Origin of the sequence: Nocardioides endophyticus (assembly GCF_039543845.1) — a bacterium.
In the GTDB taxonomy this organism is placed as follows: Bacteria; Actinomycetota; Actinomycetes; order Propionibacteriales; family Nocardioidaceae; genus Nocardioides; species Nocardioides endophyticus.
Genome location: NZ_BAABKN010000003.1, coordinates 46,027 through 72,130, shown reverse-complemented (window position 1 = coordinate 72,130; position 26,104 = coordinate 46,027). Strand labels below are relative to the sequence as shown.

At 70.9% G+C, this 26,104-nt stretch carries 17 protein-coding genes; 12 read left to right on the top strand and 5 right to left on the bottom strand.

Annotation, left to right across the window (positions count from 1 at the left end; genetic code table 11):
- Window positions 1-3: 3 nt before the first annotated feature.
- The 6 genes from ABEA33_RS01080 to ABEA33_RS01055 all read left to right on the top strand — a co-directional run bounded on the left by ABEA33_RS01080 (window position 4) and on the right by ABEA33_RS01055 (window position 14,098).
- Window positions 4-1,689 carry a ribonuclease J gene (locus tag ABEA33_RS01080; RefSeq protein WP_345524664.1) on the top strand — a complete coding sequence of 562 codons (1,686 nt, stop codon included), beginning with the start codon at window positions 4-6 and terminating at the stop codon, window positions 1,687-1,689.
- Window positions 1,690-1,799: 110 nt separating this feature from the next.
- Window positions 1,800-4,442, top strand: a complete 2,643-nt coding sequence (locus ABEA33_RS01075; RefSeq protein WP_345524663.1) for an FtsK/SpoIIIE family DNA translocase — start codon at window positions 1,800-1,802, stop codon at window positions 4,440-4,442.
- Window positions 4,439-6,163, top strand: coding sequence for a helix-turn-helix domain-containing protein (locus tag ABEA33_RS01070; protein WP_345524662.1), 1,725 nt, complete (start codon window positions 4,439-4,441; stop codon window positions 6,161-6,163). The genes ABEA33_RS01075 and ABEA33_RS01070 overlap by 4 nt, the downstream gene beginning before the upstream one ends.
- Before the next feature lie 294 nt (window positions 6,164-6,457).
- Window positions 6,458-7,885 carry a 30S ribosomal protein S12 methylthiotransferase RimO gene (gene rimO, locus ABEA33_RS01065; protein WP_345524661.1) on the top strand — a complete coding sequence of 476 codons (1,428 nt, stop codon included), beginning with the start codon at window positions 6,458-6,460 and terminating at the stop codon, window positions 7,883-7,885.
- Window positions 7,885-8,496 (top strand): CDP-diacylglycerol--glycerol-3-phosphate 3-phosphatidyltransferase, encoded by a 612-nt coding sequence (gene pgsA, locus ABEA33_RS01060; protein ID WP_345524660.1) that lies wholly within the window; start codon window positions 7,885-7,887, stop codon window positions 8,494-8,496. Before rimO ends, pgsA begins: the two co-directional genes overlap by 1 nt.
- Window positions 8,497-8,743: 247 nt before the next feature.
- Complete coding sequence (locus ABEA33_RS01055) at window positions 8,744-14,098, top strand: ExeM/NucH family extracellular endonuclease (RefSeq protein WP_345524659.1); 5,355 nt, start codon at window positions 8,744-8,746, stop codon at window positions 14,096-14,098.
- A gap of 45 nt (window positions 14,099-14,143) precedes the next feature.
- Here the strand turns inward: ABEA33_RS01055 and ABEA33_RS01050 are convergent, their stop codons facing one another.
- Entirely contained in the window at window positions 14,144-15,925 is a 1,782-nt protein-coding gene (locus ABEA33_RS01050; RefSeq protein ID WP_345524658.1) for a glycoside hydrolase family 15 protein, read from the bottom strand.
- A gap of 23 nt (window positions 15,926-15,948) precedes the next feature.
- Here ABEA33_RS01050 and ABEA33_RS01045 point away from each other — a divergent pair, with 23 nt between their 5' ends.
- Window positions 15,949-16,437 carry a CinA family protein gene (locus tag ABEA33_RS01045; RefSeq protein ID WP_345524657.1) on the top strand — a complete coding sequence of 163 codons (489 nt, stop codon included), beginning with the start codon at window positions 15,949-15,951 and terminating at the stop codon, window positions 16,435-16,437.
- Window positions 16,438-16,500: 63 nt separating this feature from the next.
- Window positions 16,501-16,806, top strand: a complete 306-nt coding sequence (locus ABEA33_RS01040) for a helix-turn-helix domain-containing protein (protein ID WP_345524656.1) — start codon at window positions 16,501-16,503, stop codon at window positions 16,804-16,806.
- A 28-nt stretch (window positions 16,807-16,834) separates the two neighbouring features.
- Here the strand turns inward: ABEA33_RS01040 and ABEA33_RS01035 are convergent, their stop codons facing one another.
- Both ABEA33_RS01035 and ABEA33_RS01030 read right to left on the bottom strand, forming a co-directional pair.
- Entirely contained in the window at window positions 16,835-17,635 is an 801-nt protein-coding gene (locus tag ABEA33_RS01035) for a DNA-formamidopyrimidine glycosylase family protein (protein ID WP_345524655.1), read from the bottom strand.
- Window positions 17,628-22,172: an ATP-dependent helicase gene (locus ABEA33_RS01030; protein ID WP_345524654.1), complete on the bottom strand. Its 4,545-nt coding sequence runs from the start codon at window positions 22,170-22,172 to the stop codon at window positions 17,628-17,630. The genes ABEA33_RS01035 and ABEA33_RS01030 overlap by 8 nt, the downstream gene beginning before the upstream one ends.
- A 71-nt stretch (window positions 22,173-22,243) precedes the next feature.
- Here ABEA33_RS01030 and ABEA33_RS01025 point away from each other — a divergent pair, with 71 nt between their 5' ends.
- Window positions 22,244-22,915: an alpha/beta fold hydrolase gene (locus tag ABEA33_RS01025; RefSeq protein WP_345524653.1), complete on the top strand. Its 672-nt coding sequence runs from the start codon at window positions 22,244-22,246 to the stop codon at window positions 22,913-22,915.
- 7 nt (window positions 22,916-22,922) lie between these two features.
- On the opposite strand, the gene ABEA33_RS01020 is transcribed toward ABEA33_RS01025, so the two are convergent.
- Window positions 22,923-23,273 carry a nuclear transport factor 2 family protein gene (locus ABEA33_RS01020; RefSeq protein ID WP_345524652.1) on the bottom strand — a complete coding sequence of 117 codons (351 nt, stop codon included), beginning with the start codon at window positions 23,271-23,273 and terminating at the stop codon, window positions 22,923-22,925.
- A 117-nt stretch (window positions 23,274-23,390) separates the two neighbouring features.
- Here ABEA33_RS01020 and ABEA33_RS01015 point away from each other — a divergent pair, with 117 nt between their 5' ends.
- From ABEA33_RS01015 to ABEA33_RS01005, 3 genes are all read left to right on the top strand, one after another.
- Window positions 23,391-24,164 carry a helix-turn-helix domain-containing protein gene (locus tag ABEA33_RS01015; RefSeq protein ID WP_345524651.1) on the top strand — a complete coding sequence of 258 codons (774 nt, stop codon included), beginning with the start codon at window positions 23,391-23,393 and terminating at the stop codon, window positions 24,162-24,164.
- Between the two features lie 36 nt (window positions 24,165-24,200).
- Window positions 24,201-25,163, top strand: coding sequence for a haloalkane dehalogenase (locus ABEA33_RS01010; RefSeq protein WP_345524650.1), 963 nt, complete (start codon window positions 24,201-24,203; stop codon window positions 25,161-25,163).
- A gap of 226 nt (window positions 25,164-25,389) precedes the next feature.
- Window positions 25,390-25,593: a cold-shock protein gene (locus ABEA33_RS01005; protein ID WP_085873011.1), complete on the top strand. Its 204-nt coding sequence runs from the start codon at window positions 25,390-25,392 to the stop codon at window positions 25,591-25,593.
- Between the two features lie 59 nt (window positions 25,594-25,652).
- Here the strand turns inward: ABEA33_RS01005 and ABEA33_RS01000 are convergent, their stop codons facing one another.
- Window positions 25,653-26,036 carry a RidA family protein gene (locus ABEA33_RS01000; RefSeq protein WP_345524648.1) on the bottom strand — a complete coding sequence of 128 codons (384 nt, stop codon included), beginning with the start codon at window positions 26,034-26,036 and terminating at the stop codon, window positions 25,653-25,655.
- Window positions 26,037-26,104: the final 68 nt, after the last annotated feature.

Genomic DNA, 26,104 nt, shown 5'->3' with positions numbered 1-26,104 from the left:
AACTTGAGCCATCCCCACCCCGAGCTGTCCACGCCCGCCAAGCTGCGGAAGGGCGGCCTCCGGGTCACCGCCTTCGGCGGTCTCGGCGAGGTCGGCCGCAACATGACGCTGTTCGAGTACGACGGTCGCCTGCTGATCGTCGACTGCGGCGTGCTCTTCCCCGAGGACCATCAGCCCGGCATCGACCTGATCCTCCCGGACTGGTCCTCGATCCGGGATCGCCTCGACGACGTCGAGGCCCTGGTGCTCACCCACGGTCACGAGGACCACATCGGCGCGACGCCGTACCTCCTGCGCGAGCGCAAGGACATCCCGCTCGTCGGCTCCAAGCTCACCCTGGCGCTGCTCGACAGCAAGCTGCGCGAGCACCGGCTGCGCGAGACCGTGCACCACGTCGTCAAGGAGGGCGACCGGCTGACCCTCGGGCCGTTCGAGCTCGAGTTCGTCGCGGTCAACCACTCGATCCCCGACGCCCTGGCCGTCGCGATCCGCACCGGCGCCGGGATGGTCCTGCACACCGGCGACTTCAAGATGGACCAGCTGCCGCTCGACGGCCGGATCACCGACCTGCGGGCCTTCGCGCGGCTGGGGGAGGAGGGGGTCGACCTCTTCCTCACCGACTCGACCAACGCCGAGACTCCGGGCTTCACGCCGTCGGAGAAGAAGATCACGCCGGTCATCAACCAGGTGTTCCGCGAGTCCAACCAGCGCATCATCGTGGCCTGCTTCGCCTCGCACGTGCACCGGGTGCAGCAGGTGCTCGACGCGGCGTACGCCCATGAGCGCCAGGTCGCGTACGTCGGCCGCTCTATGGTCCGCAACATGGCGATCGCGCGCGACCTCGGCTACCTCAAGGTGCCGCCGGGTGTCCTGGTCGACACCAAGGACCTCGCCGACCTGCCGCCCGAGCGCCAGGTGCTGATCTCCACCGGCTCGCAGGGTGAGCCGATGAGCGCGTTGTCGCGGATCGCCCAGCGCAACCACCACTTCGTGCACATCGAGGAGGGCGACACCGTCCTGCTCGCCTCGAGCCTGATCCCGGGCAACGAGAACGCCGTCTACCGGGTCATCAATGGCCTGGCCCGCTGGGGTGCCCGCGTCGTCCACAAGGGCAACGCGATGGTGCACGTCTCCGGCCACGCGAGCGCCGGCGAGCTCCTGTACTGCTACAACATCGTGAAGCCGCGCAACGTGATGCCGGTGCACGGCGAGATCCGCCACCTGTTGGCCAATGCCGAGCTGGCCCGCGCCACCGGCGTCGAGAACGTCGTGATCGCCGAGGACGGGGTCGTCGTCGACCTGGTCGACGGCGTCGCGAAGGTCGCCGGCAAGGTCGACTGCGGCTACGTCTTCGTCGACGGATCGTCGGTCGGCGACATCACCGAGTCCGACCTCAAGGACCGCCGGATCCTCGGCGAGGAGGGCTTCATCTCGGTGATCGTCGTGGTCGACTCGGTCAGCGGCAAGGTCGCAGCCGGCCCGGAGATCCACGCCCGCGGCTTCGCGGAGGACGACGCGACGTTCGACGACATCAAGCAGCCGATCATCGACGCCCTCGACCGGGCGATCGCGGAGGGCAACACCGACGCGCATCAGCTGCAGCAGACGGTGCGCCGGGTCGTCGGTCGCTGGGTGAGCAACACCCACCGGCGTCGCCCGATGATCATCCCGGTGGTCCTCGAAGCGTGAGTCGTCCGCCTCAGAGGCACCCATAGCTAGCCGAGAGGCGGACGACCCGGTCAAGACACGCACTCCTGTGGTCCGTGTGACTGGAGTGACTCCTGCGTAGGGTGGGGACTATGGCGACCCGTACGTCTTCCCCGCCGGGGTCGCGGAGCAAGAGCACGTCCTCAAGTCGGACCACGAGCACATCGCGCGGTCCGGCGAAGAAGACGGGCACCAGCACCGCCACCCGGAGTACCAGCCCGAGGCGCAAGCCTGCCCCCAAGAAGCCGGCGAGCAAGCGCAAGCCCGCCCCCCGACGTCCGGCGCCGCGCGCCGTCCGCAGCGGGCCGGGGCCGGTCGCCCGCCTCTTCACGATGATCTTCCGCGGCATCGCCGCGGTGTGGCTGGCGGTCGCGCACGGGCTTGGAGCCGTCGCCCGCGGCATCGGGCACACCGCCCGCGACCTCGAGCCGGAGCACCGTCGCGACGGGTTCGGCCTCTTCCTCTTCGGCTCCGCCGTGATCGTGGCCGCCGCCGTGTGGTGGCAACTGCCCGGCTCGGTGATGGACCTGGCCCGCACGGTCGTCCAGGGCTCGGTGGGCAAGGTCGGCTTCCTGGTCCCGCTCGCGCTGCTCTTCGTGGGCTGGCGCACGATGCGCGACCCGGAGCACGCCGGGCCGGCCGGACGCCAGGTCGTCGGCTGGACCGCTCTCGCCTTCGGCGTCCTCGGGATCGTCCAGATCGCCGAGGGCAACCCGCAGCCCGACCTCGGCGACACCAGCGACCTCCAGCGCGCCGGCGGCGCCATCGGGTACGTCGTGGCCAGCCTGCTGCTCGACCTGCTGCGCTCGCAGTACGTCGTCGTGCCGCTGCTCGCGCTGCTCGCGTTCTTCGGTGTCCTGATCGTCACCTCGACGCCGCTCTACCAGGTCCCGGTCCGCCTCGCGGAGATGCGCGACCGGCTGCTGGGCCACGACCCGCACGGCTTCGCAGAGGATGGGCAGAGCGACCCGGACGAGACCCAGGCGATCCCGGCCGCCCGCAGCCGCCGCAAGAAGCCGGTCGACGACGAGCTCGACCCCGACATGGGCGACCCGGCGTACGACAGCCCGGTGCTCAGCGACCGCGAGCTGCGCAAGCGCAAGAAGCGGCTGGAGACGACCGACGACGGTCTCGACATCTTCGCCCCCGACACCCCGCCGGTCGCGCCCGTCGTGATGGAGCCGGTCGTCGACGAGAAGGTCGATCTCGAGCCGCCGCCGCACACGCCGCTGCCGCCCCGTGTGGAGCAGCTGGCGCTGTCCGGCGACATCGTGTACTCGCTGCCGGCCAACGAGGTCCTCAAGCCCGGCTCGGTGCACAAGGCCCGTTCCCAGGCGAGCGACGCCGTCGTCGAACGACTCACCCAGGTGATGGACGAGTTCAACATCGACGCCCAGGTCACGGGCTACACCCGTGGCCCGACCGTCACCCGCTACGAGGTCGAGGTCGGACCGGCGGTCAAGGTCGAGAAGGTCACCGCGCTGTCCAAGAACATCGCGTACGCCGTCGCCTCGGCCGATGTGCGGATCCTCAGCCCGATCCCCGGCAAGTCTGCGATCGGCATCGAGATCCCGAACACGGACAAGGAGGTCGTCTCCCTCGGCGACGTACTCCGGTCCAACACCGCGCGCACCGACCACCACCCGATGGTGGTCGGGCTCGGCAAGGACGTGGAGGGCGGCTTCGTGGTCGCCAACCTCGCGAAGATGCCGCACCTGCTGGTCGCCGGCGCCACCGGCTCCGGCAAGTCGAGCTTCATCAACTCGATGATCACCTCGATCCTGATGCGAGCCACGCCGGACGAGATCCGGATGATCATGGTCGACCCCAAGCGGGTCGAGCTGAACGCCTACGAGGGCGTCCCGCACCTGATCACCCCGATCATCACCAACCCCAAGAAGGCCGCCGAGGCACTGGCCTGGGTCGTGCGCGAGATGGACATGCGCTACGACGACCTGGCCAACTTCGGCTTCCGCCACATCGACGACTTCAACAAGGCCGTCCGTGCCGGCAAGGTGCAGGTGCCGCCCGGCAGCGAGCGGGTGCTCTCGCCGTACCCCTACCTGCTGGTGATCGTCGACGAGCTCGCCGACCTGATGATGGTCGCCCCGCGCGACGTCGAGGACGCGATCGTCCGGATCACGCAGCTGGCGCGGGCCGCCGGCATCCACCTGGTGCTGGCCACCCAGCGTCCGAGCGTCGACGTCGTCACCGGCCTGATCAAGGCCAACGTGCCGTCCCGCCTGGCGTTCGCGACCTCGTCGGTCACCGACAGCCGGGTGATCCTCGACCAGCCGGGCGCGGAGAAGCTGGTCGGCCAGGGTGACGGTCTCTTCCTGCCGATGGGCTCGTCCAAGGCCGTGCGTGTGCAGGGCTCCTGGGTCACCGAGGCCGAGATCGCCCAGGTGGTCAAGCACTGCAAGAGCCAGCTCGAGCCGACGTACCGCGACGACGTCACGGCCCCTGCTGCGAGCAAGCGGGAGATCGACGACGACATCGGCGACGACATGGACCTGGTGATCCAGGCCATCGAGCTCGTCGTGTCGACCCAGTTCGGCTCCACGTCGATGCTGCAGCGCAAGCTCCGGGTCGGATTCGCGAAGGCGGGCCGGCTCATGGACATCATGGAGAGCCGCGGAGTCGTCGGGCCGAGCGAAGGCTCGAAGGCCCGCGACGTCCTGGTCAAGCCCGATGAGATCGATGGTGTGATCGCGACCCTTCAGGGGGAGATGTGAGCAACCTCAGCCAGACCGAGCTCCACGACACCGACGACGAGCGCAACGACCCCCAGACGCCGGGGACCGAGCCGATCGAGATCCGCCGCAACGGCGCGCTCTCGGGCGGCATCGGCGCGGTCGCGGCCGTCGTCGCCCTCGCCTACCTGACCCGCGCCGTCGGCGGCGGTTCTCTCCTCGACTGGGTGCTCGCACTCGTGATGGGTGCGGTCGCCGGCGCCTACCTGCAGGCGTTCGCCGACGCGCGTACGCCGCTGCTGGTGGCGGACGACCAGGGCATCCGGATCCGCAAGGGTCGGCGGTGGCTCGGCTTCCGGTGGGAGGCGGTCGAGGAGGTCGCGCACCTGCCGCGGCACGGGCTCCTGCGCGACGGCCGCCTGACGCTGCTCGTCCGCGACGCCGACTCCGAGATGTCGGTCCCGCTGTCCCTGTCGACCTGGGTCTCCGGCGCCGACGACCTCACGCTCGCACTCGAGGAGCTCTCCGGAGACCCGGGGCTCATCGTCGAGCTGGGGGACTACGAGGCCGAGGACGAAGCGGCCGAGGAGTGGGCCGAGGACGAGCCCGCCGACGTCACGGACGAGTGGGACGACGACGAGCCCCACCCGGCGCTGCCCGACCCGCGGCCCACGCTGGCGCGCGGTTTGGACTTCCTGGCCGACAAACTGCGGTTGGGGCGCCCGTCGGAGGACGACGTCCTCCAGGACGAACGGCCCGAGCACGCGCCCGAGCCGACGGTGGCCCTGCCGATGGTCGCGAGCGCCACCCCGCTACCGCTGCGCGACCCCGTGGGTGGCTCGCGTGTGGAGGCGCGCTTCGAGGGCGCTGCGGCGCTCAAGCTCGACACCGCAGACGTCGACGACACCTCGACCACTGGATTGCCCGAGCTCGGTGAGCTGCGCCGCGGCCACGAGTTCGAGGAGACCGTCGTCTGGGCCCCGGGGGTCCACCCGATCTCTCGTGCGGGCGACCCGGTCGAACCGCTGGTCATCGAGGACCTCCCGGCCGAGCCGGCCGAGGACCCGGTCATCGGGCCCGAGCTCGCGGCCGCCCGTACCCGACTCGGGCTCACGGTCGACCAGCTCGCCGAGCGCACCCGGATCCGCCCGCACGTGATCGAGTCGGTCGAGGTCGACGACTTCGTGCCGTGCGGCGGCGACTTCTACGCCCGCGGCCACCTGCGCACCCTCGCCCGGGTGCTCGGCGTCGACGCGGCCCCGCTGCTCGCGTCGTACGACGACCGCTACGCCGACGCACCGATCGACGCCCGCCGGGTGTTCGAGGCCGAGCTCGCGACCGGTGCCGAAGGCCCGATCCGCAGCATGCGGGGCGGCCCGAACTGGTCGGTGCTGATCGCCGCCGTGATGGCGCTCGTGCTGGCCTGGTCGATCGCCCGGCTGATCATGGACAACCCGGTCGAGCTCACCAGCAAGCCGGTCCTCAACGGCTCCCCGTCGTCGCAGACCAAGCTCGGTCCGGCGGTCCCGGTGCTGCTCGACGCCGCTGCCGGCGGCACGCACGTCGTCGTCAAGGACGGCGCCGGCGAGGTCGTCTTCAACGGCGACCTGGCGTACGGCGAGAAGCGGTCCGTGAAGGCCGCCCCGCCCGTGCAGGTGCAGTCGTCCGACGGTGCCCTCGAGGTGACCATCGACAACAAGAAGCGCGGTCCGCTGGGGGCCGAGGGCCAGCCGGCCCAGAACACGTACGCCGCCGAGAAGTAGCCCCCGAACGCGCGAGTCGGCGCAGATTGACCCTCGAGTCGGCGGAAAGTGACCCTCACTGGGGTCACTTTGCGCCGACTCGGCGTTCCAGGCCCGGAGCCGGTAGCGCCGCTCCGGGCGGCCGGTGCCGCCGTACGACAGTCGGTCGTCGTACGCCCGTCGGCAAGCTGATCATGGGCAGCGTCGCGCAGCGGATCCTGCTCGGTGCGCGACACCCGGTGCTGGCGGGTCAAGCCGGCCTGACCGGGCGCGAGTTCGTCTCGGGCACCTCCTGGTTGCCATACTCGGACGGACATGACGACCCAAACCGATTCAGCACTGACGAGCCCCGCACCCGCCGATCTCCTCTCGGTCGCCATGGTGACCCTGGGATGTGCCCGCAACGAGGTGGACTCCGAGGAGCTCGCCGGACGGCTGGAGGCCGGCGGCTTCCGGTTGGTCGAGGACCCGGCCGACGCCGACACGGTCGTGGTCAACACCTGCGGTTTCGTCGAGTCGGCCAAGAAGGACTCAGTCGACACCCTGCTGGCCGCCGCCGATCTCAAGACCACCGGCAGCACCCAGGCCGTCGTGGCCGTCGGCTGCATGGCCGAGCGCTACGGCAAGGAGCTGGCCGAGTCGCTCCCCGAGGCCGATGCCGTCCTCGGTTTCGACGACTACCCCGACATCGCCGAGCGGCTGCGCTCGATCGTGGCGGGGGAGGCCCACGAGGCGCACACCCCGCAGGACCGCAGGAAGCTGCTCCCGATCACCCCGGTCGAGCGGGCCCTGTCGACCGCACCCGTCCCCGGCCACGCGTCCGGCCCCGCGTCGCTGCGGCGGCGCCTCGAGTCCGGTCCGACGGCGTCTCTGAAGCTCGCCAGCGGCTGCGACCGGCGCTGCTCCTTCTGCGCGATCCCGTCCTTCCGCGGCTCCTTCGTCAGCCGCCGCCCCTCCGACGTGCTGCAGGAGGCGCGCTGGCTGGGGGAGCAGGGCGTACGCGAGCTCTTCCTGGTCAGCGAGAACTCCACGTCGTACGGCAAGGACCTCGGCGACCTGCGGCTCCTCGAGACGCTGCTGCCCGAGCTGGCCGCTGTCGACGGGGTCGAGCGGGTGCGGGTCTCCTACCTCCAGCCCGCCGAGACCCGGCCCGGGCTGGTCGAGGCGATCGCGGGCACGCCCGGCGTCACGCCGTACTTCGACCTCTCCTTCCAGCACGCGAGCGCCGGGGTGCTGCGCCGGATGCGGCGCTTCGGCGACCCCGAGAGCTTCCTGGGCCTGCTCGAGCAGATCCGGGCGATCTCGCCGTACGCCGGGGTGCGCAGCAACGTGATCGTCGGCTTCCCCGGGGAGAGCGACGAGGACCTGCAGACGCTGTGCGACTTCCTGGTCGACGCGCGGCTCGACGTGACCGGGGTGTTCGGCTACTCCGACGAGGACGGCACCGAGGCGGCGACGTACGACGGCAAACTGGACGAGGACGAGGTCCGGGCCCGTGTCGAGCACGTGGGCGCGCTGGTCGAGGAGCTCACGTCCCAGCGCGCGGCCGACCGGATCGACGAGACCGTCGAGGTCCTGGTCGAGCGCGCTGCCCCCGGCGACGTCGAGGGACGGGCCGCCCACCAGGGTCCCGAGGTCGACGGATCGACGTTCCTGCTCGACTCCGACGCGCAGGTCGGCGACCTGGTCCGCGCGGTGGTCGTCGAGTCGGAGGGCGCCGACCTCTACGCTCGGGTGCTGTGATGGCCGAGGCGACCGAGACCCAGCCCAGCAACTGGAACGTCCCCAACGTGCTGACCACCGCACGGATCGTGGCGGTGCCGTTCTTCGCGTGGGCGCTGCTCGTCGACGGCGGCGAGTCCATCACCTGGCGCTGCGTGGCGTTCGCGATCTTCGCGCTGGCGATGATCACCGACAAGATCGACGGCGACCTCGCCCGCAAGCACAACCTGATCACCAACTTCGGCAAGATCGCCGACCCGATCGCCGACAAGGCCGTGACCGGGATGGCCTTCATCGGGCTCTCCATCGTCGGCGACGTCTGGTGGTGGGTCACGATCATCGTGCTCATCCGCGAGTGGAGCGTCACCCTGCTGCGCCTGTCGGTGCTCCAGAAGGTCGTCATCGCGGCCGCGGACCTCGGCAAGATCAAGACCACCTTCCAGGCGATCGCGCTCGGCACCCTGTGCCTGCCGCTGCGCGACCCCGACCTCCCGGGCTGGCTCGAGGTGCCCGGCGACGTCGTCTTCTACCTGGCCCAGGCCTGCCTGGCGATCGCGGTCGGCCTCACGCTCTGGTCGGGCTGGGAGTTCTACCGCGATGTCTGGAAGCAGCGCGCGTCGCTCCGTTCGTGAGCCCTTCGGTCGCGGTCACGCGGCCGATGCCAATCTGTAACAGATAGTTCACCGCAACCCCTTGCGAGAGACAGGCGTTTCGGGAGATGGTTCGATCCATCTCGGCCCGGCCGAAGGGCTTCCCCCGCCGTCTTCAGTTCTCGGAGATTTCTACTGCTGTACTCCGATCTGGTGACGATGCTTCCCGACGACTGCGGTTCGATGGCGATGCCTGTCCCATCCTGTCTAACTCTCGGAGTGCGTCTTCATGCTTGCTTCTCGGAAGCGTTTCGCGGGGGCCGTCGCGCTCGCCGTCGTCGCCAGTGGTCTCTCGCTCCTCCCGCTCGCTCCGGCTCAGGCAAACCCAGTCGGCACCGGTCTCGTGATCAACGAGGTGTACGGCGCCGGTGGCAACTCCGGGGCTTTGCTCAACGCTGACTTCATCGAGCTCTACAACCCGACTGCGGCGCCCATCAGCCTCGACGGGCTCTACCTGCACTACCGGTCGGCATCAGGCTCGTACGGCGCGATCGCGCCCCTCCCGTCAGCCGCGTCCGTCCCGGCCGGTTCGACCTATCTGGTGCAGGCGAGTGCGGCGGGCGCCAGCGGTTCGGCTCTGCCGACGCCCGACTACACGGCCAGCCCCGCGCTCAACCTGGCCGCGGCCGGCGGGCAGACGATCCTGAGTACGTCAGCGACCAACCTGGCGGTCTCGGGGAACGTCGCCGGCGCGACGGGCATCATCGACATGCTCGGCGTCACCGGCGCCAACACCTTCGAGGGGGCCGTCGGCACGGTGGTCGGGACGACCACGAAGTCGGTCAGCCGCGCCGCGGGTGGAGTCGACAGCGACAACAATGCCAACGACTTCACGCAGACGGACCCGACTCCGCTGCCCGCACCGGCCGGCCCCTTGGGCGCCGCCGCTGTGACCGCCAAGACCGCATACGTCGGGGTCGCCATCGCCGGCTTCGACCTGGCCGCGACGGGCGGCACCTCGCCGTACACGTGGGACGCCACCGGGCTCCCCGACGGCGTGACGGTCAGCAGCTCAGGGGCGGTGTCGGGCACACCGAGCGCCGAAGGCACCTACGAGGTCACTGCCACCGTGACCGACAACGCCGCTCCGACGCCCGCGACCGACACGGTCACCTTCACGATCACGGTCGCCGACGTGCCCGACCTCCGCAAGATCGCCGAGGTCCAGGGCTCCGGCGCCCGGTCGCCGTTCGCCCCGGCCACGGGCACGGACCCGGGCGAGACCGTCCGGGTGCAGGGCGTCGTCACCGGGATGTACGCCGACCCGTACCCGGCGCAGCTGGGTGCGAACGGCGGGTTCGACGGCATGTACATCGAGACCCCGGGCGCGGACACGGGCGGTTCGTCCGACGCCGTCTTCGTCTACGGGAGCAACTCGATGCCGGCCGGTGTCGAGATCGGCGACTCGGTCGAGGTCCTCGGCGCGGTCAGCGAGTTCGCGGGCCTCACCGAGATCACCGCGGTCGCCAACGGCGTCGCCGAGCTCGACGACCCGCTCGGCGCTGTCGTACCCCGCGCCATCGCCTACCCGAAGACCGAGACCACCCGCGAGGCGCGTGAGGGTGAGCTGCTCGCACCGACCGACACCTTCACGGTCACCAACAGCTACAGCACCAACCAGTACGGCGAGATCGGGCTGGCGACGGGCGACCACCCGCTCGTGCAGCCGACCGAGGTCGCCGCCGACAACGACTCCATCGGTCTGGACGCGGTCAAGACGGACAACGCCAGGCGGGGGGTGGTGCTCGACGACGGCACCAGCATCAACTACCTGACCAACGACTCGCCCCAGCAGGACCTGCCGCTGCCCTGGCTCGACCAGGACCACGCCGTCCGGGTCGGCGCGGAGGCCACGTTCCACGAGCCGGTCATCCTGGACTTCCGCAACAACGTCTGGAAGTTCCTTCCCTCCCTGCCGGTCAAGGACCTCGGCGACGACGTCGTGACCTTCGAGGACACGCGCGCCGACAACCTCGCTCCGCAGCCGGTCGGCGGCGACCTCAAGCTGGCGACCTTCAACGTCCTGAACTTCTTCAACACCACCGGCGAGCAGTACGTGCTCAACGGCCCGTTGCAGAACCCCGCGGTCAACACGGCGTGCTCGTACTACACGGACCGCGACAACAACAGGATCGGCAACAACACCTGTGGCGTCGTGAGCGGCACGCCGCCGACCAACGCGGGCAACGGTCCGCGTGGAGCGGCGACCCAGGCCAGCCTGAACCGCCAGCGCGCCAAGATCGTCGAGGCGATCAACACGCTGGGCGCCGACATCATCAGCCTCGAGGAGATCGAGAACTCGATGAAGCTCGTCGGCGAGACCAACCGCGACGACGCGCTCGCCTACCTGGTCGACGCATTGAACGCCGACGCCGGCGCCGGCACCTGGAAGTTCGTGCACTCGCCGGCGGAGGCGCTGACGGCGGCAGCAGTCGGCGAGCAGGACGTCATCCGCCCGGCATTCATCTACAAGCCGGCGACGGTCCGGCCGGTCGGGGTCTCCGACATCCTCTTCGGCACCACGGAGTTCGCGAACGCACGCGAGCCGCTGGCCCAGGCCTTCAAGCCGGTCGGGGCGCTGGACTCCGACGCGTTCGGCGTCATCGTCAACCACTTCAAGTCGAAGGGCGACAGCGCGACGCCCGCCACCGGTGACAACGCGAACAGCCCGGACACGGGAGCCTTCAACGGCGACCGCACCCGGCAGGCGACCAGGCTGGCCGAGTTCGCGGACGAATTCGCCGAGGCCCGCGGCATCGACGCCGTCTTCCTCACGGGTGACTTCAACTCGTACTCGAAGGAGGACCCGATGCAGGTCCTCCACGCCGCCGGGTTCACCGCCATCGAGTCCGACGACGAGGGCGAGGAGAGCTACTCGTTCGGTGGCCTCTCCGGCTCGCTCGACCACGTCCTCGGGAACGCCGCGGCGTACGAGATGGTGACCGGCGCTGACATCTGGGACATCAATGCGGCCGAGTCGGTCGGGTACCAGTACAGCCGCTTCAACTACAACGTCACGCAGCTGTTCGATGCCTCGACCCCGTTCGCGGCCTCCGACCACAACCCGGAGATCGTCGGGATCGACCTGCCCGACTACAGCACCAACCACTCCGAGGTCCAGATCCTCGGCACCAATGACTTCCACGGCCGACTCCTGGCCGATGGTGCCAACGCCGCCGGTGCGGCGGTCCTCGCCGGTGCGGTCGACGAGCTCCGCGCGAACAACCCCGACACCGGGTTCGTCGCCGCCGGCGACCTGATCGGAGCCTCGACGTTCGAGTCCTTCATCCAGAAGGACGAGCCGACGATCGATGCGCTCAACGAGGCCGGCCTCGACGTGTCAGCGGCCGGCAACCACGAGTTCGACCAGGGCTACGAGGACCTGGTCGGTCGGGTGCAGGACCGGGCGGACTGGGAGTACATCGCTGCCAACGTCGTGGAGCCTGAAGGTCGAGACGACCTCGCGCCGTCCTGGACCCAGACGTTCGCGACCGACGCCGGCCCGATCAAGGTCGGCTACGTCGGAGCGGTGACCGAGGACCTCCCGTCGCTCGTCGCGCCGTCCGGCATCCAGGGCGTCACGGTGACCGACATCGTCGACGCGACCAACGCAGAAGCGGCTGCTCTCAAGTCCGGACCCGACCCGGCGGACCTGGTCATCCTGCTGGTCCATGAGGGGGCACCGAGCACCGACTGCGCCACGATGGCCAACCCCTCGACGACGTGGGGACACATCGTCAACGGTGTCGACGACGACGTCGACGCGATCGTGTCCGGCCACACGCACCTCGCGTACAACTGCTCCTTCCCGGTCGCCGGATGGGAGGCGGCGGACCGTGCAGTGACCAAGCGACCGGTCGTCTCCGCCGGTCAGTACGGCACGTTCCTCAACCAGCTGGTCTTCACCTTCGACGACACGTCGGGCGATCTGGTCGCCACGTCCCAGGACGTGATCGGTCTCGTCGGCACCGGCTACGCGCCGAACGCCGACGTTGCCGAGATCGTGGCCGACGCCAAGCAGCAGGCCGACGTCCTCGGCGCTGAGCCGCTGGGCCAGGTCAGCGGGGCCTTCAACCGGGCCAAGCTCGCCAACGGCACCACGGAGAACCGCGGCGGCGAGTCCACACTGGGCAACCTGGTGGCCGAGGTCCAGCGCTGGGCGACAGAGACGCCGGAGGCGGGTGCCGCCCAGATCGCGTTCATGAACCCGGGCGGCCTCCGCGAGGACATGGCCGGGTCCGGTACGGGCGCCTTCCCGCGGACCCTGACCTACAAGCAGGCCGCCGTGGTCCAGCCGTTCGCCAACACCCTGGTGAACATGAACCTCACCGGGGCGAACATCAAGCTCGCGCTCGAGCAGCAGTGGCAGCGCGACGCGAGCAACAACGTCCCGTCCCGCCCGTTCCTTCGCCTCGGCATCTCGAAGGGGTTCACGTACACCTACGACCCGTCGAAGGCGGAGGGCTCCCGGGTCACCGGGATGTGGCTCGACGGGGTCGCGATCGACGCGGCGACGTCGTACTCCGTCACGGTGAACTCGTTCCTGGCCTCCGGAGGTGACAACTTCCGAGCGTTCAACAACGGGACCGGCAAGCGGGACACCGGCAAGATCGACCTGCAGGCGATGGTCGACTACATGGACGAGTTCGCCTCGGCGAACCCGTTGCCGGTGGACTACACCCAGCGGTCGGTCGGCGTGAAGTTCCCGACCGGTGCGCCAGCGTCGTACCAGCCGGGCGACCACGTCGCCTTCGACATCTCCTCGTGGAGCATGTCAACTGCTGCCGACGTCAAGGACACCGCGGTCCAGGTCAAGCTGGGCAGCCAGGTCCTCGGTACGGCGACGCTCGACAACGCGGTCGGGACCGACGTCTTCGACGAGTACGGCAAGGCTGCGGTCGACATCGTCCTGCCGGCCGGCACCCCGGGCGGGGCGGTCGACCTGACGCTGGTGGGTGCTCAGACGGGGACCGAGGTCCCGGTCAGGGTGACGGTCAGCGGGTCGGGTCCGACGACTCCGACCACCCCGACCGTCGCGGCCAGCGACGTGTCGCTCACCTACGGCAAGTCCGCCGTCGTGACGGTCAACGTCAACGCGACAGCGACGGGGACCGTCCAGGTCCTCGACGGTACGAAGGTGATCGGCAGCGCCCCGGTGTCAGGCGGGGTCGCGAAGGTGACCCTTCCGGCTCGCTCGCTCGAGCCGGGGTCGAACACCCTGACCGCGGCGTACTCCGGTGACAGCCGGTTCAGCTCGGGCTCCGACACCTTCACGGCCAAGGTCACCCGGGCCACGTCGACCACGAAGGTCAAGGCCAGCCCGGGCAAGGTCAAGGTCAAGAAGACCCGGGTGACGCTGAAGATCACCGTCTCCGGCCAGTTCGGCGTGGGGGCGACCGGCAAGGTCAGGGTGAAGGTCCCGGGACAGGGCACCGAGACGGTGACCCTCCGGGCCGGGAAGGCGACGCTGAAGCTGGGCAAGTTCACCAGCACCGGCACCAAGAAGGTCGTGGTCGACTACCTCGGCAGCGACCTCCTGAAGGCCAGCTCGGACACCGTGAGGATCAAGGTGGTCAAGAAGTAGCAACACCCCCCGTTGGCCCGCCCCTCTCGGACGTCGAGGGGCGGGTCAACGTCGGTTCCTGGCCTCGGTGAGGTTGAAGGCGGCGTGCACCAGGGCGAGGTGGCTGAAGGCCTGCGGGAAGTTGCCCACCATCCGGCGCCCCGCCACGTCGTACTCCTCCGAGAGCAGGCCGACGTCGTTGGTCAGGTCGCAGAGTCGGTCGAAGAGGGCCGTGGCGTCGTCGAGGCGACCGGCGCCGGCGTACGCCGACACCAGCCAGAAGGAGCACGCCACGAACGGGTGCTCGTCGCCGGAGAGCCCGTCGACGCCGGTCTGGGTGCGGTAGCGCAGCAGCATCCCGTCGCGCATCAGGTCCCGCTCGACGGCCTCGATGGTGCCGAGCATCCGCGGGTCGTCGCCGGCCACGATCCCGATCTGGGGGAGCACGAGCAGGGCAGCGTCGACCTCGGTGCTGCCGTAGAACTGCACGAAGGTGTTGCGCTCCGCGTCGAAGCCCCGGTCGAGCACCTCCGCCCGAACCTTGTCGCGCAGCCTCCGCCACCGCTCGACCGGCCCGTCGAGGTCGAACTCCTCGACGGCGCGCACGGCGCGGTCGAACGCCGCCCACACCATCGCCTGCGAGTGGGTGAACCGCTGCTGTGGCCCGCGGATCTCCCACAGCCCGTGGTCCTTGCTCCGCCAGTTGTCGGCGAGGTGCTCGACCAGCGCGCGCTGCACGGCCCAGGCATCGCTGTCCGCGTGACCGGTGACCTGCCGGGTCTGCTCCAGCGCGACCATGACCTCGCCGACGACGTCGAGCTGGCGCTGCAGCGCCGCGCCGTTGCCGATCCGCACCGGAGTGGAGTCGGCGTAGCCCGGCAGGTGAGGGAGGGCCTCCTCGGTCAGCCTGCGGCTGCCGTCGACTGCGTACATGATCTGGAGGTCGTCGGGGTCGCCGGCGATCGCGCGCAGCAGCCAGGCCCGCCACAACTGGGCTTCGTCGACGTGCCCGGACCGGATCAGCGCGCCGATGGTCAGCGCGGCGTCGCGCAGCCAGCAGTACCGGTAGTCCCAGTTGCGTTCGCCGCCCGGATCCTCAGGGAGCGACGTGGTGGGTGCGGCGACGATGCCCCCGGACTCCTCGTCGGTGAGCAGACGCAGCGTGAGCAGCGAGCGGCGTACGACGTCGACGCGTGGCACGTCGTCGCGACAGTGCGCCGACCAACGGTTGCTCTCCCGGATCGAGGCGTCGATCTGGTCGTCGGGCGGCCCGATGCCGTCGAGGGGCACGTACGACGGGAGCCAGGTCGTCGAGAACGTCAGCACGTCGCCGGCCGTCACGTCGAACTCGTCGACGTGACGGTGGTCGCTGGCCCGGGGGAGTCGCGGTCCGCGCAGCACCAGCCGGTCCGGACCGCCGATCGCAGTGATCACGGCCTCGCCGTGGACGGTCTGGCGGCGCACCCACGGCAGGATCGCCCCGTAGTCGAGCCGCACCATCCACTCGTGCCGCATCCGCACGACGCCGCGGACGCCGTGGACCCGTCGGACCAGGTCTGCGCGCCCGTCGGCGTGCGGCATCGCGTCGGTGAGCGTCACCTCTCCGGTCGCGGTCGTGAACGTCGTCTCCAGGACCGCGGAGGCCTCCACGTAGCGGCGGCTCACGTGGTAGTCGTCCACCGGGCAGAGCTGCCAGTGGCCGTGCTCGTCGGTCCCGAGGAGTCCGGCGAAGCAGGCCGCCGAGTCGAAGCGCGGGAGGCAGAGCCAGTCGACCGAGCCGTTGCGTCCGATGAGCGCGCCGCTGCGGCGGTCGCCGACCAGTGCGTAGTCCTCGATCGGTTGCGCCATGAAGGGACACTAACGTTGGGTGCATGAAGGCCCCGGTCGCGAGCGTGCACCAACTGCTCCGGGCCGCCGGGCACACCGTCGCGACGGCGGAGTCGCTCACCGGCGGCCGGCTCGCCGCGGAGCTGACCGGAATCGCCGGCGCCTCGGACGTCTACATCGGGGGCGTGGTCACCTACGCGACCGAGCTCAAGGCCGCGCTGCTCGGGGTGTCCGAGCGGATCATCGCCGAGCACGGCGTCGTCTCGGCCGAGTGCGCGCAGGCGATGGCTGCGGGCGTGCGGGCGCTGACCGGGGCGACGTACGGCGTGGCGACGACCGGGGTCGCCGGGCCCTCCTCCCAGGAGGACAAGCCGCCCGGCACGGTCTTCGTCGGGATCGCAGGTCCGGGCATGGCCGCGGCGGTCGCGCTGGAGCTCCGCGGGAAGCGTGCGCAGATCCAGGACCGGACCTGCCAGGAAGCGTTGACGGCTTTTGAGCAGGTCCTCCGGCGGGAAGAAACACTCCTCCGGTAGCGTTGGGCCCCACAGGTCGGCTTGATCTCTGCCGATTGTCGGTGGTAACAGGAGGAGGCGCGCATGGTGCTGTTTCGTCGGCTGCTCGGCGACGTCCTCCGCGACGCCCGGATGCAGCGCGGTATGACTCTGCGCGAGGTGTCCGCCGACGCCCGAGTCAGCCTCGGCTACATCTCCGAGATCGAGCGCGGGCAGAAGGAAGCGTCTTCCGAGCTGCTCGCCTCGCTGTGCGCCGCTCTCGACATGCCGCTCTCCGACGTGCTGCGTGAGGTCTCCGATCTCGTCGCCATCGAGGAGGCCGCCGCGGAGCTCACCCGGATCCCCGTGGCCACTCCCGCCGGTCGGCAGGTCGTCAACTCCGCCGCCTGAGCCGCTGCCTGGCCGAACCTCTGTGAGGTCAGCGAGGCGGCTGACAGCTCGGGCACCAGTACGCCGCGCGCTCGCGGCCGGGCTCGCCGAGCTGAGCGTGCTCGATCCGGGTGCCGCATCGCAGGCAGCGTTCGTGCAGCCGTCCGTAGATCCACAGGCTGCGGCCGCGGCGTTTGTCGCCCGTGGTGCAGATCTGCGGCTGGTTGCGGTTCTGGTCGAGCATCGAACGCGCCAGCCGGACCATGCGGATCGGGTCGGTGACGTTGCCGACCGGCGTACGTGGGTCGTAGCCGGTGAGGAAGCACAGCTCGGTGCGGTAGATCGTGCCGATCCCCGCGAGGTTGCGCTGGTCCAGCAGGGCCTCACCGAGCGGCCTGGTCGGGTCGGCCACCAAGCGGCGTACGGCCTCGGCCTCGTCCCAGTCCGGTCCGAGCAGGTCCGGCCCCAGGTGGCCCACCACCTCGTGCTCGTGGTCGCGCGTGACCAGCTCGACCACTCCGAGCTGGAATCCGACCGCGGTGCGCTCCGCTGTGCCGAGCACCACGCGGACCAGGTGGTCGGGCTTGCCCCAGCGCTCGTCCGGCCGGAAGACGCGCCAGGACCCCTCCATCTTGAGGTGGGTGTGCAGCGTCCAGGATCCGGCGCCGTCGGCTGCGTCGATGCGGGTGAGCAGGTGCTTGCCTCGCGAGACCGTCTCGACGACCGTGCCGCCGACGAGGTCGACCGTCGCGATGGCGGGCATCCGGAAGTCCGTGCGGGTCAGCTGCCGGCCCGAGATCGCACGCTGGAGACGCTGCGCCGTACGCCAGACGGCATCGCCCTCAGGCACCGGTCGACCTCAACCGAAGCCCCTTCGGAGTGGCCACGAAGCCCGCGGCCTGGAGCGCGTCGCGCAGCGGAGTCGAACCTGAGCCGAGCAGCTGCTCGCCGTCCGCCTTCTCGACGGTGAGCTTGCCGAGCGAGCCGCGGCGTACGGCGTCGGCCAGCGAGGCCGCGGCGGGAGTCAGCAGGTCGACGTCGTCGGTCCAGGTGAGCAGGGTCCGGCCACCCCGCTCGACGTACAGCGTGAGCACGCCGTCGACGAGCACGACGATCGCGCCGGCCTTGCGGCCGGGGCGGTGGCCACCCTCGGCGTTCTGCGGCCAGGGGAGCGCTGCGCCGTACGGGTTGGCGGGATCGGTGGCGGCCAGCGCCACGGCGGACGGCTTCGCTTCGGGCGGGACCTCGCTGAAGGTGCGCAACCGGTCGACCGAGCCTGCGGTGCCGAACTGGGCGGCGCCGAGACCTGCGACGAAGTAGCCGCGCCGGCAGCGCCCGGAGTCCTCGAACGCCGACAGCACCTTGTAGACCGCGGCGAACCCACCCGCGACCCGCTCGCTGACGACCGCGCCCCGGGTCACGACGCCGTGGCGCTCGAGCAGCCGCTCGGCGGTCGCGTGCGCCCGTCGGGTCGGGTCGGTGTCGAGGTCGGGGAGCAGGGCCCAGCGACCAGCAGTCTCCGGCGGGCCGGTGCGGGCAGGCATCCGGGCGCGACCGCCCGTGGTGCTCGACATCCGCACCCGGGGCGGTGGTCGCTTGCTGCGATGCGTGGGGGTGCCGCCACGGGTCAGCGCACGCAGCGGGGTCAGGGTGTCGTTGCTGATCCGCCCGGCCCACACCAGCTCCCACAGCGCGGCGGAGAGCGCCGCGTCGTCTGTCGACCCGACGGCCTGCGCGAGCTGGCGGAAGAACCACGCCCCGCCGGGCGCGAGCGCGTCGAGCACCGACTGGTGGAGCTCACTGTGTTCGAAGGGCTGGTGGTCCGGCAGCGTGAGCGGTGCCTGGTCGGCGAGGTGCAGCGAGACCCAGCCGTCGGCGCCGGGGAGCGCCGCGTGCCCGGCCCAGATCACCTCGCCGGAGGCCGTCAGCTCGTCGAGGTACGACGGCTCGTAGTCACGCACCCGGGCGCCGAGCACGAGCGGCTCGAGCGCCGAGGCGGGCACGGCGCAGCCGGCGAGCTGGTCGATGACGCTCAGCACGCCGTCGACACCGCGCAGCCCACCGCGGGTGGTGGTGACGTGCTGCCACGCGGCCAGGAAGCGCCCGAGCGACTCCGGCTCGACCGGCTCGATCTCCTGGCGGAGCCGGGCCAGCGAGCGGCGGCGCAGCTTGCGCAGCACCTCGGCGTCGCACCACTCCGTGCCCGACCCGGCAGGCCGGAACTCGCCGTCCAGCACCCTGCCCTGGGTCGCCAGCCGCTGCAGGGTGTGGCGTACGACGGCGGCACCGAGCCCGAGCCGGGTGGCGACGTCGTCGACGGTGAACGGGCCGTGGGTGCGGGCGTACCTGGCGACCAGGTCGGCCAGCGGGTCCTCGACCGGCTCGGCGAAGACGTCGGGGGTGCCGGGCGGCACGGGCACGCCGAGGCCGTCGCGGAGCCGGCCGACGTCCTCGATCGCGGTCCATCGGGCCTCGCCGGCCATCCGGACCTCGACGACGCGCCGGCCGCTCTGGGACAGGGCGGTCAGCCAGCCGTCGGTGTCGGCTCCGTCGACCGAGCGTGCGGCGATCTCGGCGGTGGACTGCGGCCCGAGCAGGCGCAACAGGTCGGCCACGCCCTCGGCGTCGCGGGCGCGCCGGTCGGGCGCGAGCCGCTGGAGCTCGGCCTCCACCTCGGCGAGCACCTCGGGGTCGAGCAGCTCGCGGAGCTCGGCGCGGCCCAGGAGCTCGGCGAGCAGGCCCTGGTCGAGGGCGAGCGCGGCGGCCCGGCGCTCGGCGATGGGGGAGTCGCCCTCGTACATGAACTGCGCGACGTACCCGAAGAGCAGCGTGCCCGCGAACGGCGACGGCGTGTGGGTCACGACGTCGACGACCTGGACCTCACGCCGGTCGATGCCGCGCATCAGCGCGGTGAGCGACGGCAGGTCGTAGACGTCCTGGAGGCACTCGCGCACCGCTTCGAGGACGATCGGGAACGACGGGTACTGGACGGCCACCTCGAGCAGGGCGGCCGAACGCTGCCGCTGCTGCCACAGCGGGGAGCGGCGGCCGGGGTCGCGACGGGGGAGCAGCAGGGCGCGGGCGGCGCACTCGCGGAAGCGGGAGGCGAAGAGCGCCGAGCCGCCGACCTCCTGGGTCACCAGCGCGTCGATCTCGTCGGGCTCGAAGACGATGATGTCGCCCGCCGGCGGCTCGGCATCGGTGTCGGGGATCCGGATCACGATCCCGTCGTCGGAGGCGACGGCCTGGCCGTCCACGCCGTACCTTTCGCGGAGCCGGGCGTTGATCGCGAGCGCCCAGGGTGCGTGCACCGGGACGCCGTACGGCGAGTGGACGACGAGCCGCCAGTCGCCGAGCTCGTCGCGGAAGCGTTCGACGACGAGCGTCTGGTCGCTGGGCAGCAGGTTGGTGGCCTCGAGCTGCTCGTGCAGGTAGCCGACCAGGTTGGCGGCGGCGAACTCGTCCAGTCCGTCGGCTCGCGCGCGCTCCTCGGCGCGCTCGCGGGGGAGGGCGCCGAGCTCACGGGTGAACGCGCCGATGGCGGCGCCGAGCTCGGCAGGTCGGCCGAGGGTGTCGCCCTTCCAGAACGGCAGACGCCCGGGGATGCCGGGCGCAGGCGTGACGAGCACGCGGTCGTGGGTGATGTCCTCGATCCGCCAGCTGGTCGCGCCGAGGGCGAAGATGTCGCCGACGCGGGACTCGTAGACCATCTCCTCGTCGAGCTCGCCGACCCGCCTTCCCGGCCCCTCTCCTCCCACCAGGAAGACGCCGAAGAGCCCGCGGTCGGGGATGGTGCCACCGCTGGTCACGGCCAGGCGCTGCGAACCGGGTCGCCCGGTGATCGTGCCGGTGACCCGGTCCCAGACCACGCGGGGGCGCAGCTCGGCGAACTCGTCGGACGGGTAGCGGCCACTGAGCAGGTCGAGCGTGGCGTCGTACGCGCTGCGGGGCAGTTGCGCGAACGGCGCGCTGCGCTTGACCAGCTCGAAGAGGTCGTCGACCTGCCAGGCCTCGAGGGCCGTGGTCGCGACGACCTGCTGGGCGAGGACGTCGAGGGGGTTGGTCGGCACCCGGAGCGACTCGATGGCGCCGGTGCGCATGCGCTCGACGGCGACGGCAGTCTGGGCGAGGTCGCCGCGGTGCTTGGGGAAGAGGACGCCGCGAGACACCTCGCCGACCTGGTGACCCGCGCGACCGACGCGCTGGAGGGCGCTGGCCACCGACGGCGGCGACTCGATCTGGATCACCAGGTCGACGGCGCCCATGTCGATGCCGAGCTCGAGGCTGCTGGTCGCGACCACGCAGGGGAGCCGGCCGCGCTTGAGGTCGTCCTCGATCAGCGCCCGTTGCTCCTTGGAGACCGAGCCGTGGTGGGCCTTGGCGACGACGGAGTCTGCGCCGTACGACTGTCCGGACTGCGCCATCACCTGCGCAGGCGCCTCGCCGCCCGTCTCGAGCACCACGCCGGCCCGGTCGGCGGCGATCTCGTTGAGCCGAGCGGTGAGGCGCTCGGCCAGCCGTCGGGAGTTGGCGAAGACGATCGTCGAGCGGTGCTGCTCGATCAGGTCGACGACGCGCTCCTCGACGTGCGGCCAGATGCTCTGGGTGCGCTGCGGGTCGTCGCTGTCCTCGTCATAGTCGCCGCCCGGGGAGGTCATGTCCTCGACGGGTACGACGACCTTGAGGTCCCACTCCTTCGCCGACGGGGGAGCGACGATCTCGACGGGTGCGGTGCCGCCGAGGAACCGGGCGACCTCGTCGAGCGGGCGGACCGTCGCGGAGAGACCGATCCGCTGGGCGGGCTTCGCCAGCAGCGCGTCGAGGCGCTCGAGGCTGACCGCGAGGTGGGCGCCGCGCTTGGTGCCGGCAACGGCGTGCACCTCGTCGACGATCACGGTCTCGACACCCCGCAGTGACTCGCGGGCCTGGCTGGTGAGCATCAGGAAGAGCGACTCGGGCGTGGTGATGAGGATGTCGGGCGGGCTCGTCGTCAGCTTGCGGCGGTCGGCGGCGGGGGTGTCGCCGGAGCGGACCCCGACGCTCACGTCGGGCACCGGGGCGCCGAGCCGGTCGGCGGTGTGCCGGATGCCGGTCAGCGGCGCCCGCAGGTTGCGCTCGACATCGACACCGAGGGCCTTGAGCGGGGAGATGTAGAGGACCCGGCAGCGGTGCCGCTTGTCCTCCGGCGGGTCGGTGCTGAGCAGCCGGTCGAGGGACCAGAGGAACGCGCTCAGCGTCTTGCCCGATCCGGTCGGGGCGACGACCAGCGCGTGCCGCCCGGCCCCGATCGCGTCCCATGCGCCCACCTGCGCAGGCGTCGGCTCGGCGAACGCCGCACCGAACCAGGTGCGGGTCGGCGCGCTGAACCGGGCGAGCGGGTCTGTCACCCGACCATCCTTGCGCACGCCACCGACAGCCCTCGCCGATGATTTCCGGGGCCGGTTGCGGTCGGGACGACATGACGACCTTTCTCCTGGTGCCCGGCGCGGGTGGCGACGACTACTTCTTCCACCGGCTGGTGGCCGCGCTCGAGGAGCGCGGCCACCGCGGCATCGCGGTCAGGCTGCCGGCGGAGGACGAGTCGGCCGGGCTCGCGGCGTACGCCGACGCCATCGTCGAGGCCGGCGCGCCAGCCGGCCCGGTCGTGCTCGTGGCCCAGTCGATGGGTGGATTCAGCGCGCCACTGGCCGTCGACCGGCTCGACGTCGAGCGGATCGTGCTGCTCAACGCGATGGTCCCGCTCCCCGGTGAGACCTTCGGGGAGTGGTGGGGCGCCGTCGGCCAGGGCGAGGCGGCCCGCGATGCGGCGATCCGGGACAACCGCCCGCCGGGCTTCGACGAGGTGGGCGACTTCTTCCACGACGTACCCGAGGAGATCACGCAGGACCTCCTCTCGCGCGGCGAACCCGACCAGGCCGAACGCCCGCTCGGGGAGCCGTGGCCGCTCGACTCGTGGCCCGACGTACCGACGAGCGGGTTCGCGGGCGGCGACGACCGGCTGTTCCCCGCGGAGTTCCAGCAGCGGGTCGCCCGGGAGCGCCTCGGCATCGAGCTGGACGTCATCCCTGGCGGCCACCTGGTCGCGCTCGCCAACCCTGAGCTCGTCGCCGAGCGGCTGATCGCGGGTTGACCGACGCTCAACCCGGCACTACGTCCAGGAAGCCCCGGACGTCCTGGATCCGGCCGTCCTCGTCGAGGACCACGACGTCGAACCCGACCACGACCGGTTCCTCACCCTGAGGGCCGAGGCCCCAGGTGAACCGGAGCTGGCGGTGGTGCGCGTCGGCCTCCGAGGCCTGGCTGAAGACGTAGTCCGGGAACTGGGCCTGGACGGCGTCGATCATCGCGCCGACGGCAGCCGCGCCGGTGACGTCGGCCAGCGGGTCGACGTACGTGACCTGAGGTGACCAGTGCTCGGCCAGGAGGGCCTCGCGCTGGGCACCCTCGGCGTTCCAGGTCGCCAGGTACTGCTCCACGATGTCGCTCATGATGGTTCCTCTCGTACGACGGTGTTGTCGTCGTCGAGCATCGATCTGTCGGGCGACCACGGTCCATGACCTCCGAGGTCATGGGAAGCCGGTCGGACGGTCCCTAGGCTGCACGACATGACCGTGGTCGTGGACGCCGTGGGCGTGGGTGCTCTGCTGCGGACCTGGCGCGAGCGGCGCAGGTTCAGCCAGCAGGAGCTGTCGAACCGGTCGCGGGTGAGCACTCGCCATCTGAGCCGGGTCGAGACCGGGAAGGCGCAGCCAACCTCGGAGATGGTCCTGCACCTGGCCGACCACCTCGACGTGCCGCTGCGTGAGCGCAACCGTCTGCTGCTCGCCGCTGGGTACGCGCCGCACTTCCAGGACAACCCGCTCGACGACGGCTCGATCGCGGTGGTGATGGAGGGTCTGCGGCACCTGCTGGACGCGCACCTGCCCTACCCGGCGCTGCTGCTGGACCCGTTCTGGGACGTCGTCGACGCGAACGCCGCGGTCGATCAGATCCTTGCCGGCTGCGATCCCGCACTGCTCGAGCCGCCCCTCAACGTCGTACGGCTCTGTCTCCATCCGCGCGGCCTGGCGCCCCGGATCCGCAACCTCGACCAGTGGGCGGCACACCTCCACCACCAGGTGACCCACCGAGCGGAGCAGACCCACGACCGGCACCATCTCGAGCTCGTCGTGGAGATCGAGTCCCACCTGGGAGGACGGCCGGGTCCGCCGGTGAACGCTGGGCCGGTGCTCACCCTCGAGCTCGAGACCGGGGCCGGGCTGCTCCGGTTCTTCAGCACCTCGGCGCAGCTCTCCACGGCGACCGACGCCACCCTGGAGGGACTCCACCTCGAGACCTTCCTGCCTGCTGACGTCGCGACCCGCCAGGCGTTCAGCTGATCCGCTGAGCTGCTCGGCGCTGCCACACTGGCGCCCGTGAACGACGTGCTGCGGACTCCGGACGACTGCTTCGTCGGCCTTCCGGACTATCCGTTCGAGCCGCAGTACGCCGGCGTACGGGCCGACGGGCTGGAGCCGCTGAGGATGCACTACCTCGACGAAGGTCCCGCGGACGGCCCGGTCGCGCTGCTGCTGCACGGCCAGCCCACGTGGTCCTACCTCTACCGGAAGGTCGTGCCGGTGCTGGTGGCCGCCGGGATCCGGGTGATCGCGCCGGACAACATCGGCTACGGCCGCTCCGACAAGCCAGCGGTCGCCACCGACTACACGTTCGCCCGCCACATCGAGTGGATCCGGAGCCTGGTGACCGGGCTCGCGCTGCGTGACGTCACGCTGGTCGCCCAGGACTGGGGCGGGCCGATCGGGTTCAGCGTGCTGGCGGCCGAGCCGGAACGGTTTGCCCGGGTCGTCGCCGCCAACACGATCCTGCACACCGCGGACCCGGCGCTCGCGGACCGTCTGACCTGGGCGGTGCATGGCGTCGGTGACTCGCGGGTCGTGCTCGAGGAGGGCCTCGTCGACTACCTGCTCTACACGCAGCGCGCACCGGTGCTGCGGCCGAGCGACTTCGTGGGTGCCGCGACTGTGACGCCGCCGGACGCGGAGGTGCTGGCGGCGTACGACGCGCCGTACCCCTCGGTCGAGTACACGGCCGGGCTGCGACAGATGATCGCGCTGCTGCCGCTGACCCGCAACGACGTCGGCGCGCGGATCGGCCGCCGGACCATGCGTGCGCTGGAGCAGTTCGACCGCCCGTTCGTGACGGCCTACTCCGACGGCGACCCGGCCACGCGTGGCTGGGACCGGGTCTTCCAGGAGCGGGTGCCGGGGGCGCGGGGGCGGCAGCATGTGACGATGGGGGGTGCCGGTCATTTCCTGCAGGAGGACGCCGGCGAGGAGCTGGGGCGCGTGGTCGCGGGCGTCATCGCGACGACGTGATTCGCTCGCCTGATCGCGGTCGTCCCCTCGCCGAAGCCTTGAACACGCGACCGATGGCCTATCCTGGGTCGTGTTGAAGGGATGGTCCTCTGGGCCGTCCTCGCCGCACACGATGTCGCGGCTTGTATCTCGTACTCCTGGTTTCGGTTCGCTGGACATCAGTACACGGATGTCTTCAGCTGCTCGGGGGCACATTGCCCCCGGCGCGCAAACAAGGGACAAGATCATGGCTCAGGGAACTGTCAAGTGGTTCAACGCCGAGAAGGGCTTCGGCTTCATCGCCCAGGACGGCGGCGGCGAGGACGTGTTCGTGCACTTCTCCGCGATCCAGTCCGGCGGCTACAAGTCGCTCGAAGAGAACCAGAAGGTCGAGTTCGACCTCGCCCAGGGCCCCAAGGGTCCCCAGGCTGAGAACGTCCGCGTCTCCTGATCTCACCCGAAGAGCCCCGACCGCGTCTGCGGTCGGGGCTCTTCGTGCGTGAGGCTCGCTCAGTCGTCCAGGACCGCGTCCAGCTCCATCTCGACCTTCCATCGCGGGTCGAGGAGAGCGGCGACGACGACCATCGTGCTGGCCGGCCGGACCTCTCCGAAGATCTCGCCGTGCACGGCGCCGACCGCGTCGCCGTCGGCCGGGTCCACGACGTACTGCCGGGTGCGGACGACGTCGTCGACGCTGCCGCCCAGCTCCTCGAGCGCGGCCAGCATGATCTCCCAGCAGCGCCGGGCCTGGACGGCGGGATCGGGGTCGACCGAGCCGTCCGGCCACACCGGCGCCGTACCGCTGACGGCGATGGTGCTGCCCACCCGGACGGCTCGGCTGAAGCCGATCGAGGACTCGAACGGGGATCCTGATCTGGCGTGCTGTCGGGTCACGTCCGGCAGCGTAGGACACGCCGATTGGTCACCAACCGAAGCGCCCGGCGCAACCACAGTGACACGAG